The 20,838-nt window shown below is 49.9% G+C and carries 9 protein-coding genes and 1 pseudogene; 4 read left to right on the forward strand and 6 right to left on the reverse strand.

The window, feature by feature from the left end; genetic code table 11:
* Positions 1-49 precede the first annotated feature (49 nt).
* The 3 genes from DX130_RS15740 to DX130_RS15750 are packed head-to-tail and all read left to right on the forward strand — an operon-like array spanning position 50 to position 2,623.
* Positions 50-1,054 carry an oxidoreductase gene (locus DX130_RS15740; protein WP_116046937.1) on the forward strand — a complete coding sequence of 335 codons (1,005 nt, stop codon included), beginning with the start codon at positions 50-52 and terminating at the stop codon, positions 1,052-1,054.
* A gap of 44 nt (positions 1,055-1,098) precedes the next feature.
* Entirely contained in the window at positions 1,099-1,947 is an 849-nt protein-coding gene (locus tag DX130_RS15745; protein WP_116046939.1) for a transporter substrate-binding domain-containing protein, read from the forward strand.
* 4 nt (positions 1,948-1,951) lie between these two features.
* Positions 1,952-2,623: an amino acid ABC transporter permease gene (locus tag DX130_RS15750; protein WP_116046941.1), complete on the forward strand. Its 672-nt coding sequence runs from the start codon at positions 1,952-1,954 to the stop codon at positions 2,621-2,623.
* A 340-nt stretch (positions 2,624-2,963) separates the two neighbouring features.
* On the opposite strand, the pseudogene DX130_RS15755 reads toward DX130_RS15750, so the two are convergent.
* From DX130_RS15755 to DX130_RS15770, 4 genes and pseudogenes are all read right to left on the reverse strand, one after another.
* Positions 2,964-3,047: pseudogene (locus DX130_RS15755) on the reverse strand (NUDIX hydrolase); the annotation flags it as partial.
* A gap of 71 nt (positions 3,048-3,118) precedes the next feature.
* Positions 3,119-3,625 (reverse strand): shikimate kinase, encoded by a 507-nt coding sequence (locus DX130_RS15760; protein ID WP_116047246.1) that lies wholly within the window; start codon positions 3,623-3,625, stop codon positions 3,119-3,121.
* A 147-nt stretch (positions 3,626-3,772) separates the two neighbouring features.
* Positions 3,773-4,252 (reverse strand): GNAT family N-acetyltransferase, encoded by a 480-nt coding sequence (locus DX130_RS15765; protein ID WP_116046943.1) that lies wholly within the window; start codon positions 4,250-4,252, stop codon positions 3,773-3,775.
* Positions 4,253-4,365: 113 nt separating this feature from the next.
* A complete protein-coding gene (locus tag DX130_RS15770; RefSeq protein WP_116046945.1) occupies positions 4,366-4,620 on the reverse strand; it encodes a hypothetical protein in 255 nt (84 codons plus the stop codon).
* A gap of 128 nt (positions 4,621-4,748) precedes the next feature.
* Between DX130_RS15770 and DX130_RS15775 the strand changes: the two genes are divergently transcribed.
* Entirely contained in the window at positions 4,749-5,282 is a 534-nt protein-coding gene (locus tag DX130_RS15775) for a hypothetical protein (protein WP_116046947.1), read from the forward strand.
* Between the two features lie 266 nt (positions 5,283-5,548).
* Here DX130_RS15775 and DX130_RS15780 read toward each other — a convergent pair whose 3' ends face one another.
* A complete protein-coding gene (locus tag DX130_RS15780) occupies positions 5,549-6,697 on the reverse strand; it encodes a response regulator (RefSeq protein ID WP_116046949.1) in 1,149 nt (382 codons plus the stop codon).
* Positions 6,698-6,715: 18 nt separating this feature from the next.
* Positions 6,716-20,563: an S-layer homology domain-containing protein gene (locus DX130_RS15785; RefSeq protein ID WP_420818529.1), complete on the reverse strand. Its 13,848-nt coding sequence runs from the start codon at positions 20,561-20,563 to the stop codon at positions 6,716-6,718.
* Between the last annotated feature and the right edge of the window lie 275 nt (positions 20,564-20,838).

Consider the following 20,838-nt stretch of genomic DNA (forward strand, 5'->3'; position numbering starts at 1 on the left):
CCCATAAACCAATTAAACCTATAAGAATAAAAGGAAAGGGGTTTCCGCAATGACCGTTTCTTTGCATACACCCGGTCGAATCAACAAGCTCCAACTCAAAAACCGGCTTATTCTTGCGCCGATGCAGCAGCATAAGGGTACGCCGGACGGGCATGCGACGGATTATCATGTCGAACATTACGGACGGCGCGCGGCCGATGTCGGCCTGGTTGTGATTGAATCCACCGCCGTATCGCCAGAGGGCCGTCTGTATCAGGATGATATCGGCATCTATTCCGATTCCCACATTAAGCCGCTAAGCGAGGTGGTGAAGGCTGTTCATGCGAAGGACGCGCGCGTATTTATCCAGCTATCGCATGGGGGACGCAAGTCTCATCTCCTGCCAGGAGAGAGAGTGCTCGCTCCAAGCTCGATTGCGTTCAACGACGAATATGGACTGCCCTTCGAAGCCAGCAATGAAGAACTGGAACAGTTGGTCGGCCGTTATCGCGAGGCAGCGCTTCGCAGCCAAGAGGCCGGGTTCGACGGCATTGAGCTCCATGCGGCGCACGGCTACTTGCTGCATCAATTTCTATCGCCAATCACTAACCTTCGTACGGATTCCTATGGCGGGAGTGTGAATCGAAGATTGCAATTTGTCCTTCAAGTCGCGATTGCCGTACGCGAGGCGGTAGGCCCGGATTATCCCGTCCAAATTCGGGTATCCGCGTCGGATTACAGTCCGGACGGCCTTATCCCGCTCCATGTTGCGAACATCGTCAAGAGGCTGGAGCCCCTGCTGGATGCTGTACATGTCAGCTCCGGCGGCATAACGCCCGCCCGTCCGCAGGATGTCCATCCCGGCTATCAGATTCCTTATGCGGCCATTCTGAAATCCGAGACTACGTTGCCCGTCATCGCTGTAGGCGGCATTCATCAAAGGACTCTGGCGGAACGTGTCGTCACCGAGCAGCTCGCGGATTTCGTGGCGATTGGGCGGCCTATGCTGGAAGATCCGGATTTCGCAGGACGGCTGCTCGGCAAGCAGCTCTACTCCATCCAGAACGGAGCCTAAACCTAAGTAACATCCACTACTATACGATAAAAAAGGCGGTAATCATGGTGTCGATAAAAAAGAGTAAATGGTATCTATTCAAAAGAATGCTCGCAGGAGCAGTGCTAGCGGTTGTTGCCGCTTCACTGCTGGCCGCTTGTGGGGCCAGTGCGGGAAAACCGGCTTCCGGCTCAGCGAAAGAACAGAAGGTCGTTCGCATTGGAACAAACGGAGCGTTCTATCCCTACTCCTTCAAAAACACGGAAAATGGAGATAAGCTGGAAGGCTATGAAATCGAGATTTGGGAAAAGATCGCAGAGGAGCTGGATTTCACAATCGAATACGTATTAACCGATTTTGCAAGTTTATTCGGTGCGCTGGAATCCAAGAAGATCGACACCATCGTCAATTCGATCGCGCTATCAGAGGAGCGGAAAACGAAATATTTGTTCACTGATCCTTACGTATATTCCGGCGCGCAGCTCGTCGTCAAAGAAGAGAATACGACGGTTAACTCGCTGGAAGATTTGAAGGGCAAAAAAATCGGTCTCGTCGCAGGCAATAAAATTATGCTGAACTACATCAAAGAAGCCGATCCCGAAGGAAAAATAGAAGTCGTCACTTACGAGACAGGAGAAGGCGCATTCCGCGATGTGCTGCTCGGCCGATTAGACGCTACCTTCTCTACCAAAGCGGCCGCGCTTGCTCAAATTAAAAAAACCGGACAGCCTATTCGTCTCGCTGGAGAGCAATTCGTGGTTATTCCGGCCGGGAGCCCGTTTCTCATCAACGACGACAACAAAGCTTTCGTACAAGAGGTGAATACCACTCTCAAGAAACTTCGTGATAACGGTACGATCAAACAAATTGCGGAAAAGTGGTATGGCGAAGACATAAGCAAGCCGGCGGAGTAAGGCGATGAACTTCGACCTTTCTTATTTTATAAGAAGCCTTCCGCAGTTGCTGAGCTATCTGCCTATTACACTGATGCTGTCCGTGCTGTCCATGGTGTTTTCCGTCATGCTTGGCATTATCATTGAGTCGATGATTCGCTCGCGGATTAGAGCAGTGAATGCCGGAGCGAATGCCTATATCTTATTCTTCCGCTCTACGCCGCTGCTCGTCCAGCTCTTCCTGCTCTATTACGGTCTGCCGCAAATCATTCCGGAGCTTAGCGCGATGAATGCGTTCCAGGCTACAGTGATCGGGATCAGCTTGAACAACGGAGCTTATCTGGCGGAGATATTCCGGGGAGCCATCGATTCGGTGGATCGCGGTCAGGCGGAGGCCGCGCAATCCATCGGCATGACCCGGCTGCAGACGTTCCGGCGCATCGTCTTTCCGCAGGCATACCGGATTGCCTTGCCCTCGCTCGGCAATACTTTTCTCATCATTATCAAGGAAACATCGCTAGGCTTCACGCTGGGCTTAACCGAAATGATGGGCCAAGCAAAGCTGATGGCCGCCGACACGTTAAAGGTGATGGAAGCCTTCCTCTCCGTCAGCCTGCTCTACCTCATCGTCGCCCTCTTTTTCGGCAAGCTCCAGGGTGCGCTAGAGAAGAAGGTCGGCAAGCCTTACGTGCAGTGAGCTACTGCCGAACATCTTGCTGACCGAAGCGTGAGAGAGACAGCGACATTGGACTTTACTTTGACCAAAAGCCAGCTTGCAATAAGAATAGTCTCGAAAGGCGAATTAGTGTCGCCACACACTGCTAATCGCATTATCGCGCAATAGATGGCAGTACCAGCAGTCATCATTAGAGAGGTTCGTTCGCTACTTCATTTACTCTGTTTCGCTCGCATGCAACTTACTCAAGGTGGCGACAATCGAGCGAATACGAGAAATGGCGATGTCAGGGATAAACCTCCTTGATATCGCCATTTTTTGCTTTATTCATGAAGCGAGCCCTATCGTCAAGGGTGCAGTCCTGCTTTGGACCTCGAATCAGCAGGATCTCATTCCGCTCATTCAGCACAACGGCCGCCGCCGACACAATATGTTTGGGAATCACTGCATCTTCCTCCCGCTATTCCTTCATTCCGTTAGTTAATCGCAATGTTCAAGAGATCGTTGTTCAACTCCTCACATTGAACGTTTCGATTCAACCACTTGAAGTATTTCACGAACACATTGCTCAACATCCCTGTTGGAACAATCGATCTTGTGGTCACTATATTTGATGTAGAGAGGTAGTCGTTCTTCATAAACATCCTTAAGACTAAGTGCATTCTTCATCACTATGCCTCTTGTCGCTATGTTTGTTAATCTTCTGCTAATCTCCTCAAAAGAGACATGCAAATATAGGACCAGCCCGTTCTGCTTGAGAGCTTTCATCGCTTGTTCTGAATAGATCGCACTTCCCCCCGTTGATATCATGCAATTGTTTAGCTGCAACTTAGACAAAACAGCTTCTTCCACAGCCATAAAATGGTCAATACCATCCTGATCCATGATGTCTTGCAGTAATCTATCTTCCTGCTGTTCAATAACGAGATCTGTATCTACAAAATCCATTTTCAGCGCTTGTGCCAGCAATAGGCCTAATGTGCTTTTACCCGCCCCGGACATTCCGATTAAAACGATATTCATACGTTTCCCCGCTTTTAATAATTTGTATAGCGAATGCCACTTTCGATTTCCAAAAATTATATTTATAATAAATGAACGATTACTACGCTGCCACAACCAACTCATTTTAATGGGATGGCCCCTGACCGCATCTCTGGATCTTTGGATTTATATGTCTCGGCGATGCTTTTCATAAAAAACGATTGTCATGTTCTCGTTAATGACTTTCGTCTCCCCTGTTTTTTGATAGCCCAGCTTTTCGTATAAATAGCAGTTCCCGCGTTCCTGTAAAATCGTATCCAACTCCCACATTTTTGCATCGTTATAGATTAGTTCAATTAGTGCAAAAACGCGCTGTGCAATTCCTTTCCCTTGATGCTCTGGCAGAATGAAAATAGGACTTACACGATACACCTTATTTCCCCTCTTTACGATTCGAATGCCGCCGACAGCCGTATTCGACTTTTTAATAATGTAATAATCGGTAACGGATTGATTCATTCGAGTTACAATTCTGTCTAACGTTTCATTGGCAGGGCTAGTTTCATAGTCTTGATATTTCTCCAATAAAGGCATAAACGATCGAATTTGCATGTCATGGATCAATTCAGCATCTTTTAGATCGGATTTACTTAAAGAAATATCCATTCATCCAACCTCCCGCTAGGTTATCATTATCGTCTAAAATTGATATCTATTATCTATTACAACAGAACGATCCAGCGGCCGCCATAACGACTAGAGCCAGCATACCTATCCATTCAACTCCCATCACCAAAATGAAAATGTTCATGATGGATGGCATCCATCCCAACCAGTTCTCCGCTTTTTTTGTGATAATAGGCGAAGCTGTTGTTTAGCGGCATTTGAAGCAATTGATAGTGGTGTTCTCTTGGCAATGCTTTGATCTGTTTCATCGCTAATTCACGTGTTGTATACATACCTATCGGAAAAAAGTTCGGAAAATGACTTGAGCTGTTGGCAACAAAAATTCCCCAAACATAATCTTTAGTCATAGGCTCCCCCTTACCGCTCTTCATGAATTGACCTTAATGTCATGTATTCTTTATTGAGTTAACAGCATCGACCATCCCCTGATTATGGTATATTAGGAACGTGATTACTCATAAAGGCGGTGGTCTCATTGAAACAAGTTAGCGGTCGTTTAAAGCTGCTTTCGGCGGTTGGGGCTTTACTTATCCTTGCCATAATTGCGACTATCATTTGGTATCAGCGCACTGAACCCTTGATGGATGACGGTTTGACCGTATATCAGAATCCTGACAGCAAGATTAAGTTTTATACGATGATGATTGTGAACAAAAGTAATTCTACTATTGATATTCAAAGGGTAACGGTTAATGGTGAAAAGATACCAGATAACGTTCAGCTTGGCATCACTTTTGATTCCGGTCGCCTTGTTCAATATTTGGGAGACGAAACGTATCCCGCAACCAAAATGATGAATTTGCATGACGCATCTATTTTACCGCAACTGCCGGTACAAGAGATTGGGGCGATTATTGCAAGTGAAGTGAAAAAACATACGCCCATCCATTACGGGATCGTCGTTCGTTACGATCAAGAAGCCATTCAGGAAATGACAATTCGATTTACGTATTTGGGCTTTACGAAAACAAAGCGTATAACCAAATGGTTCGCGAATGAGACTCTATAACCCTGACCAACCTAGCAAATTCCATTAGTTCAGATACAATTAGAATGCAACTTGCGTCCGAAAAAGGAGAGCTCTTCCGGAGCGCCTTAGAATTGCCGAAATCCCTCGCTCAGATGTAAATCCCGTTTGTAATATTTTAAAATATTGTACATTTTTTCTTTGACTCTTAATAGCCCCTATTACTTGTTTCTAATCTCTCCAGCTCCAACGCAAAAAACCGCCCTCGTACAGCTGCATACTGTACGAGGGCGGTTCTGCTCTTCCCCTTATTTTTTATCCGTTAAGCCGCTAAGGAGATCATCATAATAAAATACCAACTCGCTAGACGGCTTAATGCTCAGCTCTTTTGCGAGCAAACGAACATAACTAGTGTACTGTGCTGTCAGCGCTTTTTTGTCAGCTGCGAGCACATGGCCCTTCATGAGCAGCCGAACGGCGGATTCGTTCAGCGGGTTGCGATCATGCAGGTTGAGCAGCAGCTTCATAGCGCCGGCAGTATCCATAGTGCCCAACATCGCATCCGCCAGCTTTAGCACAAATGAAGTGTAAAGCTCCGCTAGTCGCTCTGTCTCACGAATCGCCCATACGTAAGCACGGTCCCCAAACAGCTCCCCCGTATACATGCGCTCTACATGCTGCGCCTCTGCCAGGTTTGTTGCATCCACAAACTTGATTCGTTCTGCCTGGTAGACGAACCTCTCATAGTCAATGACCACGTCGTTCAGCTCAAGCGCATAGCCGTCATTCTCGGAGCGGACGGCCTCGCGCAACTGAAGCGGCTCTAACGATTTACGAAGCTGGTATACGGTTGTATTCAGATAATTTTCCGCATTGGCTGGTGTCATACCGCCGAATATATCTGCCAGCAGACGTGAACGTGGAACCCGTCTGCCCTTGTACAGCAGCAAATACGCGAACAACTCAGCGCTTTTGCGAGAAATCCACTTCACGCGGCATTCTCCGCTTTGCACGAAGACGTCTCCAAGCACGGTTACGACAGCAGCCGCAGCATTCCCTTCCTTCTGATGCACGCGAGGTGACTGCGGCAACTTTTGACGTCCAGCCAGCACCCGGTTTACCGTCCGCTCCAGCCGCTCCTGAGATACCGGCTTGACCAGATAATCGATGACGGATAGATCGTATGCTTGCAACGCATAATCTTTATGCGAGGTAACGAATACAATTTGCGCTCTGAATTCTCCCGCTTCAGCCCTCGCGGCAAACGCCATTCCATCTTCACCGGGCATAGAGATATCGACAAATGCAAGATCAATATCGTGGTGCTCCTGCAAAAATGCCGCTGCCGATTGCGTATCTGTAAACGCTGCGGAAACTTCCACCCCAGGCAGCTTATCCAGCATCCTCCGCATAATCAAATGCATGGCCAATTCATCATCCACTAATATAACCTTCATCCGTCTCCCCCTATAAGGTTACGAATTCGCTCTCGCAATAATCGTAGCGATCATTTTGCCCAGCTTGTAATAATTATTAAATTCGGAGAGATAGTTCCCTACAACCTTATCCAGCATTTTCTGAATGATCATAATTCCGATAATATCGCGATAGACATCCCACACACTATCCATCGTATCACCGATATTAAAGCCGGACAATATCATTAGCTTGATCGCAGGTTCAAACATGATGGCCTCGGTCCTTCTCAATTGCCCCGTCACTTGATCGATCTTAATGCCAGCGTTGCGGAGAGCGGAAATCGTAATCATAATGGCGATTTCGTTATTGCTGAGCAGCCTGCGCTCCACTGAGCTTAGCTCATCGTAAAGCGCCTGCCTCTCGCGTACAGAAATTTCTTTGATAATTAGATAAGTTTCCTTCAAATTATTTCCGTTAGCCATCTGCAGCGCTTGAACCAGCTCGACAAGCGAGATGAGTCCCGAATCCAGCATGCCCTTTGCCACATCCTTGAGCGTCCATCCGCCAATCTCTTGCAACTCGCCAAGAACCCAATGCGGACGATCTCTCGCTGCGATCAGTGCACCTGCCACATCAGCAACCTCCGTAAATCCTCCATTGTACAGAGATAGGGCAATCGAGTAATAACTCATCGTTGTACTTTTGGAAAGCGTGATCGCAAGATCGTCTGCAGAATAGCCGCTTTCTCTCAATACGGTAATGACACGGCCCGATGAGAAGTTAAAGTATTTCAAATACTCCATCAGCGTGTAACCGTTATGAATGAGCCAACGCACCTGCTCCTCTTCTGACCGGTTCTTCAAATAATACAGAGCTTCCATTCCGTTTAAACCAAGCTTCTTAAGAACGGCAGCGACATCATCACCGTTCAGGTCCCAGTAGCTGAGCGCCCCCATAATTGCAGCCTTGTCATAGCCTTGGTCGCGCATGGTCAGCGCTGTATCCGCCATCGACGCATTCGGCAATGCGATTCTTACTACCTCAATAACCTGAATCGCATGTGGACGACTTCTCGACCTCATGTACTGCACGATGGCAGACGGGGTATTCGCTCCCAGACGAACCAGTTGCGCTGCCTGCTCGGACGCGCTCCCTGCATTTTGCAGATAAGAATTGTAGTATAAATATCTTGCAGTCAAAATGCTTCCATGATCAAAACCGAGATTAAGCAAGGTATCTACCAGATAATTGGTATCTGGGGCCGTCTCCAACAATCCTCGCCTATCAAGCTCTGCGGCAATAGAAGCTGCATTCGCTCCGTTATCCTTCATCTGTTTCAGATAAGCAAACAACGGATCGGTTCCGAATACTTCGGTAACCGCGGCGCGAATCTGCTCATCCGGCAATGCGCCTGACATCACATTCGTTATCTCCAGTGCATCCATTTGGAACAGCACTCTCAAAGCAAGTACGATATCCGTCGCTTTGAATGTTCCCTTCATGTATCCCACCACGCCAGTCCCTGACGAGACATAGCCCGGCGGAATCAATCGAATCAGGTTGCCGATATTTTGACTGCTGTAATAGACGGCAATAATAGCCCAACCTACATCAAGTGCAGCATAATAAGGCATGACCAGCGTTGTTGCTTCATCAGCGCTGAGCTGATGATGATCCTTCAAATACTGCAGGATATCCTTGAGCGGGAAGCCCTGCTGATGCAAGACGGAGACAGCCCCTTCCGCAGTCTTGACGCCATACAGCCGCAGTGCTTCCTCCAGAATATAGGATGAGGTATCGACCGAACCATATACCTGCTCGACAGTGGACTGAATGGCTGCTTCAGCATATTTGCCAAGCCCCGCCAAAATCTCCTTCGCCTCTGCTGATTTCTTGCCGTAGCTCGTTTTTAACAGCTGGACAATGGCATCCAGGCGATAGCCTCCTGCACTGAATACTCTTGCTGCATCCTCCGCTGAAAGCAGAAGTCCTGCCGATTTGAAAGCCGTCATCATGCTGTCATCGACAGTCCCTCCGTAGACTGCGTTCATGGCACTGAGTAGGATGCTTGTATCCTTAACACCACTTGCCATAATCAATTGAACTGCTTCTGCTGCGGATTGGCTGTAATGGCTCTTCAGCGTTGCCGCAATTTCAAGCATAGTAAAGCCTTTATTCCACAAATAAGGTACGGCAGCCGCGGCAGTTGCAACACCGCCTTCCTCCAGCGCCTGGATCACAGCTTTCATCCCCGATAGCTGATCTCCGCCCTCTCCGTAAATATGCTGGACGGCCAACGTAATGATGCTCTCGCTTTCGAGCTGCTGGCTTTTCAGCGCTTCAATCGTGGCAGCAGCAGTGCTGCCGTAATAATTTTTGGCGACGCCAATGACATCCTCCAGTCCATAACCCATGGAGCGGAGCAACGGTGCTGCGTCGATGAACTGGGTCATGCCGCTTTGCTGAAGCAGTTCCTCCAAGCTTTGTGTGATCGGCTTGCCGTACACACGGCCGACCGCTTCCACAATATCCGTGCTTTTGTAACGGCCGGATTGCATTAAGGCATAAGTGGCTTCACCAGGGGACTCCTTATAGTAGTCTTTGGCTGCCAGCACGATATCGCCTAACGCAAACTGTCTTTTTTCCAATTCGGAGATCACATCGGCAAATGTCGTAATCCCCATTGCAGTCAGCGCATCCAGCATAGTCTGCGCAAGTGTCTGTCCATAGATAGAGGCGACGCCTGCTTCGACATCCGACTGGCCGAAATAGCCCGTTGCCATTAACTCTGTTGTAGCCTCCCCAGCGGTCAGGCCATAATGCTCTTTGCCTACGCGAATGATATCCCGTAAGCCAAAACTCATTTTTTGCAAATACAGTACCGCATCGCCGAGCGTATCCAGATGATTGGCCTTCAACGAATCCACGATGCTGTCTCTTTGTGTGCTTCCATAGATTTCTGCAATCAGAGTAACAATATCGGACTGACGGTACAGATTGGATGCAAGCAGATTCTGCATTGCTTCCCCTGCCGATAGACCGTATCCGTTCTTCGCTACCTTAATACTTGTTGCCAGCATGAATTGCGACTGGTAGACGAACACAATGGCATCGGCGTAAGATGTCTTGCCCTGCTCGGTCAGCATGCCGTGAATGACAGGCTCCACAGATAATCCGTATGCCGCGGCAACAGCGGTCACCAACGCATTGTTGCTGCTTGTCATACGCTTTTGGGCAAATAGCGCCGCAGTCTGGCCCGCTGTCAGGCCGAAACGCTCCTTGGCCAGATTCGCGACATCCTGCAGGGCATAGCCTTCACTGCGCAAGAAATCGATCGCGGCATCCACCGTTGTAATGCCGGCCTTATCAAGTGCCTCCGCAATTGTCGTCTCCAGCTTCTGGCCGTAGAGATTAGCCAGCCCTGTCAGAATAAGCTTCTGATCGTACGGATAAGCGGCCAGCAGCAATTGCGCCGATTCCCCTGCGGATAGACCGTAATGGTTCTTCAAAGCACCGGCAACATCTGCCAGCTTATAACCTGCATTTTTCAAGAAAATAATTCCGGCTTGCGGCGATTCGCTGGACGAACTGTCCAGCAGTTGCGAAATGCTGATTTGCTGTTGACCGTACATTTGCTGCAGCAATCTGACGGTTTCCTTCAAATTGCCCGCTGAGGAACGGGAGATCAGCGCCCCCATAACCTCTTCCTGCCCGAATCCGCCCTGCATCAATGCGCGGCCCACTTTATCCGCTTGCCAGTAGGAAGGATATCTGGCGCCAAGCGTGTTGATGACCGAGGCCGCTGTTGCGCCCTGAGCACGAAGCGATTGAATCCAGAGCGGGATCGGATCGCCTCCGTACGCCCAAGCTACGGCCTGGCTAATATCTTCCTTGTCTTCATTCGTTAGTTGGACGAGCAGCGATACAGCTGCCGCTTGATCCAATTCATAGCTTTCACGCAGTACCAGCGCTCTGTCCTTCAACGGATACGGAGCCAGGCGTACGATAACTTCCTCCATATCAACCCGGATGCTTTGCAGATAGGCCGTCACATCACTTGCCGCAATACTATGTTTGCTGAAGGCCTCAATCCAATCCGTCCACCCTTTTTGATCGAATACTGCGGCTACCTGCTCGAACGGGTATCCTCCGTTTTTGAGCGCTGCCGTCAGATAAGGCAGTCCCTTAGCTCTAACGCCGCCTGTAGGGTAGAAGTTAATCGTCCCCTCAATAATTTCATCCAGCGTAAACAGCTTGGACATGCTCATTGCTACCGTAATGGCTTCAATAGTCGTTCCCGGGAATACATATTGCGTATCCCTGACAATGTCAGAAACCGCGCACGGACAATTAAATACGGGTTTAAAGGCATCCGTACGCTCTAACTCCACCCATTGCTCCATGGTCATGCCGATTTGTGCTTGCAAAGCTTTGGCAATCGCAAATTTATCAAACATATGGACGCTATTCATCGCCGTGGCAAGAGTAGTGGCGTTCAACGTTACCCCTGCATCCTGGGCAAAAACTATCCGCAATGCCTCCAGAACCTCGTTCGCTTCATAACGGTTCATTGTATCTTTGTTGAAGATGAGAACAGCATCTATCATCGTGAATGGCATCTCGTCTTTGATCAGAGCGTCTCGCAGCGCCGACATCGCCTGTGCGTTGGTCAATCCCGCCAGCTTAAGCTGCCTGAACACTTCAATGCGCCTACCTAACTGCGCCGTGTCGTTCATAAAATAAAGCGCAAGCCCGTCAGGCTCATATCCGCCCCTCAACAAATATTGAAGCATGCCGTTTCTTTGACTCTGTGTCGCTTTTTCATTTAATACTCCTGCAGCCGTTGCAATGTCTGCTTCGTATACTTCACGCAGCAGCATCGCCTGCTTCACCAGATCATAGCCATTCGTCCCAAATTGCTGCATCACTTCGGATAAGGCTGTTCCGGTGCTGCCCCATAGCTCTTTCACAACTTTGGCTATGTCATGAAGATCATATTTTTCATGGTTCATAGCGCTAATGATTACCCCCGGCTTGTCGCCGGACGCGATCACGGCAGCACCTGTCTCTATCGGGCCAAAGCCCGCCTTGAGCAACGCTGTTGCTGCATCCTTCTGAGAATACGCGCCTCGTGCAATCGCATAAACCTCAGCGGCAGAGAAGTCGGCATCAAGGAAAAGCTTTGTAAACGCGGTTGCGTTGTCGAAGCTATAATGCTGCTTGACCGCTGCCCCTGAATCACTGGCTGTAAAGCCCGCTTGAGAGAGCCAATAGAGGCTTTCAGTCGCATCTGCGTGGTACAGCTCTTTGATAACCGCCACGATCTCGGCCGCGGATTGCTTGCCTTCCGCCAGCGCCTCGACAACGCCCTCATTCGTCAGTTTGTAGAGAGGCTGTATGATCAAAGCAATATCCTTCGTGCTCACCTGAATCGCCTTCAGCCATTCCACCGTTTTCTCCGAAGGCTCGCGATAGACGGAGCTCAGTACGCTAGCGGTATCCTGGGCTGAGATACCAACACGTTGGAACACGTGTGTCAACTGATTGCTGCCTACGCCGAACTTGCGCAGTGCTGGTCCGATCTCTTCTGCAGTAAAGCCGGCTGAAATCAGCGCCCCGACTCCTTCACTCATAAAAGCAAAATAACGGAAACCTACAGCGTTAAGCGCATCATATAGCGTCAAAGCATCCATATCCATCGCATGAAGAAGTCTTGCATATTCCGACCAATTGTCCACGCGATATTCGTAGTAGACCGCACTATAGAGATTTGCCGTCTTAAAGCCGCCGGCTGTCAGTAGTCGTGCCGTCTCCAGCGCAGACTTGCCGTATTGGTTATGAAGCACCTCTGCCACATATCTGGCATTACTGGTAGTTGCATAGCCCATCACAAATCCGGTTGCGGTAGCTGTGTTCGCTACAGGCGTCTCTTCAAAGACAGCCAAAAACTGTTCATTGCGCGCCTTAATACGATTAATGCCGCTAAATGCCACACCCACAGCCGACTTGGAATCAATCGTCTGCCCATTGGCATTCCACGTCAAGATGATTTGAGTTGGATCGGCTCCCAGCGCAGAGTGTACGCCCGTCTGCCATTTTCCGTTGATCTTGACACCGAATCCAGAAGAAAGGGGCACTTCTGTCAGCGATTTGTCAAAGGTCAGGATGACCTGTGCCCCGCTCTCGCTAGTTACTGCAGAGAGCAGCATTGGAGGCGTACTGACATGATTTGCTTTCAGGTCAGCCCCGAAATCATGCCCGGGCTTGTCCAGCTTCAAGGTATGCTCCCTGTTGTAGCCAAGACCCGCTTCAATACGGTACGTCAAGCCGTTATCGGAGGCTGTCACCGACTTTATCGTGACCGGATTGCCTCCCTGCATCAGTGTAAATTTCAAATCCTGTACCGGAGCGGACAAGGAAATCGTCAACCCGTTTTCGTTCACAGTGGCAATCGCCGCATCCACTTGAATAGGTACGTATACGTCGAGTGTATGTCCAAACGCATACTTCTTATTGTCTAGCTGCAGCGTATAGGTGCTTCCCTCTGCCAAGACGACTGCAATCTTGTAAGTTCCAGCAGACTCTCCTGGAATAATCTCACTTACTGCAACGATTTCGCCATCTTCTCGCTTCAGCTGTACCATATCGGCTTGCAAAGAGATGGACGACGATAGCGATAAAGTAATACCTTCCCTGTCTGCGCTTATCACCTGACTGCGGACGGCAAGCGGCACAACCACTTCCAGCGGCCCTTCTACAGGGTAAGATGGATGATTCACAATCATCGTATAGAGGGTGCCGGGTGCAAGGGGAACAGAAACGGTATACCCTTTGCCAGCATTGGCATGATTAGCGTCACTATCGAAGAAAGTAGACGGATTAAGCGCAACTGTGTTGCCCGCCTCGTCCTTCAGTTCTACCTGCGCTGGACTCAATTTCGGAATAGCTATGCTCAGCTTCAGCGTGAATCCGTTTGGTCTGATGTCGGCAGCCGACAGACGTCGCACATGGAGCTGCAAAGGCACTCCAAAATCATAGCCCTGTGCCTTAATAGCGAGCTTGTAGCTATCCCCGCCAGTTAGGTCGGCGGCGGCGGAATACTTCAGGCCTCCATCTGCCGTGGTCACACTACCGATTGCGATTTCCACCCCATCCTGGTTAACCAGTGAGAGATTGGTTGCTGTCAAACCGACAACAGCAGTCGGCAGCTGCAGCGTAAAGCCTTTGCTTGTAAGTGCTGTTAAAACAGCCGTAAGCTGAACTGGAACAACTACCTGCTTACTCATACCGAAATCAAACCCGTTGCGTGAGACCGACAACGTATACGCTTGTCCTTCTGCCAGTAGAGCTTGCACTTGATAAGACAGCCCTCCATCCAGGCTGATCGCTGATTGAAGCGCAACGGGCTCTCCCTTATGGTTCTTCAACAGGAAGCTTGTCTCGTTTAACCCTGTCACTGCCTTGCTCATGTTCACCGTAAAACCTGTTTTGCGAATCTCTGCAATGATCTGCTCTACCGTGACTGCTACATCCGCAGTCAGCGATGGTCCAAAGGTATAACCAGGAGCAGTCAGCGCAAGCGTATAAGATTCACCTTCATTCAGCGCAGCTGATAATGTATATGCCGCTCCGCCATTAAGTTCAATAGCAGTGACGGTTATATTCTTGCCACTAGCATCACGAAGCGTAAAGTTGGCCGTGGACAAGCCGCTGACCGCTGGAGCAAACTGCACAGTCAGACGCTCGGCATTAACATCACCTATAACAGCAGCAATCTCGCTCGGGAAGAACACGGATAGCTTTTCGCCCAAATCATAACCGGTCTTCTCTATCGCTACTGTATAGGTCTGGCCGCCCGCAAAAGAAGACGTTAGGCGGTACGTTGCTCCGCCATCTGTCGTCACGGCTGATACCGCCGACAGCAAGCGACCAGCGCTGTCCTCTACTTTGAAGTTACCGGCGTTCAGGCCCGGCACTGGCGGAGATAATCCGATATCCGTATACGTGCCGCCAGCGCGTATGACTGCCGTATTCACAATGACCGGAATGTCCATCTTAACCGGCTCACCGAAATCATAGCCGCTCTTAAGCGGCAACACGGTATAAGTCTCGCCTCCCCAGAAGCTGGATTCGATTTTGTAACTATAACCGCCATCGGTTGTCGTTACTTGATGAATAGGGATATCCGTGTGGTTCCCGCTGCGCCTGATTTTGAAATCGCTGACCCGCATACCGGGCACCGGCTCTGTGAATCGCAGCGTAAATGCATGATTATTGCCGCTCTCCGTACCCTCGAACGATGCGATAACGGGTTTGATATAAATCGGGATCGGCTGTCCAAAATCATAACCCCATTTGTTGACATTCAATGTATAGCGTACTCCCGCGGCTAACGTAGCAGAGACATGATAGGTTAATCCGCCATCTCCAGAAGCGTAATACAGCTTTGTTTGCCGGCCTTGATCATCGACCATGCTTAAGCTGTCCATCGATATCGGAGATGCAAAATGCAGCATAAAGCCCTTTACGGAAAGCTCACTGATCGAAGCTTGTCCGGTGTTTAATGTAATTGTCGCTGGAGTGCCGAATCGGTAGCGGTCTTTGCTCAATGTGACCGTGTATGTTTTGCCGCCGGCAAGCGGAACCATGACATCATATATTCTGCCGGCATCTGCTGTAGCAAGACTCTGTACCGGAATTCGGGTTCCCTCATTGTCTTGTACGATAATGTCCGATGCTGCCAAATTGGGAATAGCCGGTGTAAGCGCCATGCGGAAGCCTGTTTGCTTAGCGGCGAATACATAAGCATCGGCACGCAGCTCCAGACCAATCTTGAGAGGCTCACCGAAATCGAAACCCGGATAGACCGTTTCGAGCATATACGTATCGGACAAATTGAAGCTCCCTGACAGATGATAGAGACCTGCTCCCGCCTTAACAACGGTAAACGGCACCTTTCTGCCCTGGCTGTCATACAAAGTGAACTGCTCCTCGGTCAGATCCGGCGGACCTTGCGTCACGTGAATCATGATCAAGCCGGGTCTTGTGTCCTCCAAACTGACTTGAACCGAGACTGGAATATCGAATGTAACCGGAGCGGCCAGCCTGAAGTCATCCCGAACCAAATCAAGCGTATATCCCGGACCAGGCACAGCGCTGAATCCAAAGCTAAACGTATAGCTAAGTCCCTGATCCGTTGTCTTCATTTCATAGTGAGCATTCGGGATGATACTGCCATCCGGACTACGGAGTACGATCTGATCGTACTTTAATCCCGCTACCCTCTCACTGAACTGAACCTTCATCCCTCTCCATGTCACTTGGCTTGGAGTCGCCGTAATGGTTTTCATAACGGAGAACGATACGGGATGATTCAATTGATACGAGACATCCGGCTTGTACTGCACGGTGTAATACTTGCCTGATGCAAGCGTGCCCGCAAGCGTATAGCTGGCACCGGCATCATCCGTTGCCGCTGACGACAGCGCAATGTTTTCACCGGATGCGCTTCGAACTATAAAGTGATTTCTAGTCAATCCCGGAATCGGTCCCGCAAGCTTAACCTTCAAGCCGGAAGCAGACGCTTCCATCACGATCAGTGACGGCGGCAATACAAACGATACCGGACTCATGACGAAGTCATCCAAACTTAATGTAAAGGTATACGCGGCTCCCGGCTCTAGCCGACTAGGGAAGTAGAGGCGATAGCTGGCCCCGCCGTCGGTAGACTCGAATAAATTAGGATAATATACATGGCCATCCAGATCCTTTAACGACAAGCCCAAGTAATTTTCGATTTCAGGCAAGGCTGGTGAGAACCTTAGTGTCATATGACCGTCAAGCTCGACATTCGCGATGCTACCCTTCACAAACCGACCGACATGAAAGGTAACGGCCTCGCCGAAAATCACGTAATCCATCTGGAGCTTCAGGGTATAATCCTGTTGGCTCTTCAGGTTCACTTTGACATGATAGCTTTCGCCGCTGTCTTCGGTAGTCATCGTGATACCCGTTAAACGGTTGTTGTTGGCATCGCGAATACTCAGATTAGCGGGAAGCAAGCCTGGAACAGCATTCTCAAACATCAGGTCAAAGCCCGTATTAGATACATTCGAAACCAGAGTTTCCCCCGCAACAATGGCTGCCTCTGCCACGAAATCGACTCCCGCCTCCGGCAGATGTCCGCTCAGCTTCAGATTGTATCGTCCCCCGGAAAGAATTGCCTCCAGCCGGTACGAGCCTCCTTGATCTGTAGTTACGGCGGATTGAATATGCACCGGATCACCCGTGCCGCTATCCACCAGGATAAATCGATCTGTGCTAAGTCCGTTAACCGGATTGCTCAGCTTCGCGGTTACCCCCTTATTCGTGACTGCTTCGACGGATAATGTGGCAATCACCGGAACCGAAAAGGAAAACACGTTCACATCGATATCGGCATCTACGGTCAATTGATAGCCGCCCGGCTTCAGGCTTGCTGCAATCTGGTAGCTGCCTCCCCCGTCATCCGTTACCACTGAGTGGATCGAGACCGGAGTGCCGTCATCACGGATAAGCTTAAATCCATGTTCGGTATTAATAGCTGCAGGCGGATTAAGCCCTAGCGTAAATCCGGAAGATGTAGCGTTAATGATTTCATTGCGGGCATAAATCTGAATGGTCCGCGGCTCGCCGAAATCATAGCCGGAGGCGTGAGCCGATACCCTATAGCTGTGCCCTGGCTTGCCGTCGAAACCCACCACATAGATGCGCTGTCGGCTGTCCCATTGGACATCTACGACCGCAACCTCTTGGCCTGCTCTATCTTTAACTGTAAAGTTTTCTTTATCCATATCCGGGACAGCAGGGTTAAACCCAGCCATAAATTGTGTAATCTTGCCGCCGCCCCAGCGGTTGATTGTCGCGTTCACCAGCCTTGCGGGAGCGCCAAAGTCATAGCCGTCTGCCGTAATAGCCAGCACATAAGGGCCGCCCGAATTCAACGCAGACGATATTAAGCTGTAGCTTTTGCCGTCATCGCTGGCTGTTACAGCATCCAGTAAAGCCGGATTGCCGTCCGTCCTCTTTAATTGGAATGCGCTGGCCTCAAGGCCGCGTACCGGATGTGCAAAATGAACGGTCAATCCGGTAATCCCGCCAAACGGTCCGTTAAAGGTTGTATACTTGTCGACGAAGATTGCTGACGGGACATCAATCGTACCTTCCGCATAACGGTCGTCTTCCGTCTCCAGGCGGTATTGGTAGATGCCTGCGACAGATAAATCGGCTTCCAAAACAGCAACGCGGCCCCTCTCGTCCAGGGTAACGTCCTCTACCTCAACATCATTGCCGGATGGATCCGTTAAGGTGATATCTTCCTTAGATAGACTGTTTACTGTATGCTCGAATCGAAGCTGGAGCTCTTGACGGGCAATCCAGTCCGTCTCTGTGTGTATAAGAATAGGCTCTACCTTCAACGATACAGGCTCGGCGAACACATACCCTTCCTTGCTCAAGGACAGGATGTACGTATCATTCTTATCCAGTCCGGCCCAAACCTCATATTCTCTGCCTGCAACAACAGCGCTAAGCATGTCGATGCCCACCATATCGTTGTTGCTGTTTCTCAAATCCAGATGCAAGGGGTCCAAATCCGCAACCGACGGATCAATCAACAGGATGAATCCGTTCCGTGTCACGTAGCTGACTGTCGGGACGATAACCTCAATCGACTCGCCAGGTATAACGATTTGCTGTGCCGCTCCAAAGCTGTATCCCTCTTTGACAATCGCAAACGTATAGACTTTGCCTGCTGCAAGCAGCGTCGTAATGCTATAGGAGACGCCATCGTCATCGGTGATAGCCTCGCTAATCCCAACTTTAGAGTTGCTTTGGTCTGTCAGATTGAAATTCCCCTTGCTTAATCCCGTTACCGGCTCGCTAAATGTGACGGTGAAGCTTGTTTCGCTTATGTCGCTAACAACTGACGTAACCTGAATAATCTCCGGTGTCGTTACCTCCACATAGACCGTAAGCGGGCTCCCGAAGCTGTAGCCTGTCTTAGTAATCGTCAGGACATACGTTATACCCTCTGTGAGAGCGGCTGACAATAGATAGGAAGCTCCGTTATCCGTTGTTTCTGCTGATGCAATCGCGACGCTATTCCCCGTACCGCTCTGTGTTAACGAAAAATTTGCCGCTGACAAACCGGCTACCGGTTGGTCCAAGCTTACACGGAAACCAGCAGCATCAATGGTATCTGCTGTCGGTACGACGTTGATATCCGGCATCGGCGTGACTGGAACTTGAAGAGGGACTGCCGAACCAAAATCAAAACCGGTTTTCGCAAGCGTGACGGTATAGATTTCTCCCTCCAGCAAGGAGGCCGTAATCCGGTAAGAAGCACCGTCCGTCAGTGTTGCTACCGATTCGACAGCTATGGATGTACCAGCAGCCGTTCTCACCATTACAGAAGCTGCAGTCAGATTCGGAACAGCCGGGCTAAGTTCCAGCCTGAATCCAGTAACAGTCGGCTGGCTAGCTCTCACATTCACCTTCGTATTTGTGCCGCCCGGTGAAGGTATCACGGGTCCGCCGCCTCCCGGATCGCCTGAAGGTTCGTCTCGCTCCTTCGTGATGACGGAGTCCGGCTGCGTCTCGAACAGGACATCCTTGGCGTCTACAAGTGCCAAGACAATTTTGCCCGTTCCCTTTACATGGGAAGAGCCGTACAGCTCCATTTTCTCTACGTTAACTTCCTGGTTCAATGTAATAACAGAGGACTTAACACCCTCTCTCACGATGATTGAATTCACCGTACCTGAGGTGACGTTCAGCTTCACATCGCTTTCAATCTCCACCTTGCCGAATGTGCCGGATAGTATAACCTCTCCGCTCGTCGTAATTGTAATCCCTTCAATCCCGCCGGTTGTCTGGGTATCCGATTCAATACGGGCATCCGTCAGGACACTCATATGTCGGATAATAGTTGTCCCGCCGACAGACACTCGGATGACGCCATCTTTTCGGTCGACAATAACCGTATCAAGCTGTGAGTTATCGATGTGCACACTATGCTCTCCGCCGCCGTTGATCGTCGTAGTTCCGCGAACCGTCACCTGCTGGAGGAAGACATCACCATCTCCGACCGATTTGCCGATGATCAGATTTCCCTTCACCATTACATTGCGAAGAGTGGTGCCAGGCGCATTGATAATCAGGTCACCTGCAACGGTGAATGTCCCATCCGCTGGTCCGTATGTACCTGCAGTATCCAATGTCTTGGCCTCAGGCACGATCCCCCCGCTCTCGCCGGCAGATGCTTGCTTCGTGGCCCGATCCAGCAGAACGACCGCTTCGGCCCGTGTCAACGCCTTAGAAGGACGAATCGTCCCGTCATTGTAGCCTTGTATGTAACCCGCTTCCAGTACAGCAATGAGCGGGATGCGCCCATATTCCGGCACCTTGTCCCAATCCTTGAATGCATGAGAAACACCCGTGGAATCGTTCACGATCAAAGGAACCAGCTTTGACAGCATGACAGCAGCCTCTACACGCAGAAGCGGCTTATCCGGACGAAAGGTATTGTCGGCGTAGCCTTGAACGTAGCCATCCTTCACAGCTGCCTCTACCTGAGCAGCAAACCATGAATCCGCAGGCACATCCTTAAAGGCTGTATCAGCCGTTCCTGAGTAGCCGAACAGCCTGTTCGCCAGAGTGACGAATTCAATTCGGTTAATGAGGTTGTCTGGACGGACAGTTCCGTCGCTATACCCTTGAATAAGTCCTCTCTTCATCCAATCGGTTATCTGCTTCTCAGCCCAATGGCCCTTCAGATCCGATGGAACCCGGAACACGTTCTCCCTTCCGGCGTTCTCACTTGCTATGACGATGCCGGGCTGAATCAGTCCGCAGATCAGGCTCATAATAAGAAGCCAGCTGAGAACGGGAAACGCCCGCTTACCAAACCATATTTTTCCCACTATCTATTACCCCTTTTCATAAAAACTGGTCTTAGACTGCTGCATGCCCGCTCAAATGAGTGAACAGGCTACGATCGCTGCATCCCAAGACTTGGTTTTGTCCATTGAAGAATAATGTTCAACTATTACTCTACCGGGGTCTAATAAAAGAATTATGAAAAAAAGTGTCGTAAAATATCGAAAACCCGTTCAGCACAAGGCGTCACGGGTTTTTAGTA

Origin of the sequence: Paenibacillus paeoniae, assembly GCF_003388735.1 — a bacterium.
GTDB lineage: Bacteria > Bacillota > Bacilli > Paenibacillales > Paenibacillaceae > Pristimantibacillus > Pristimantibacillus paeoniae.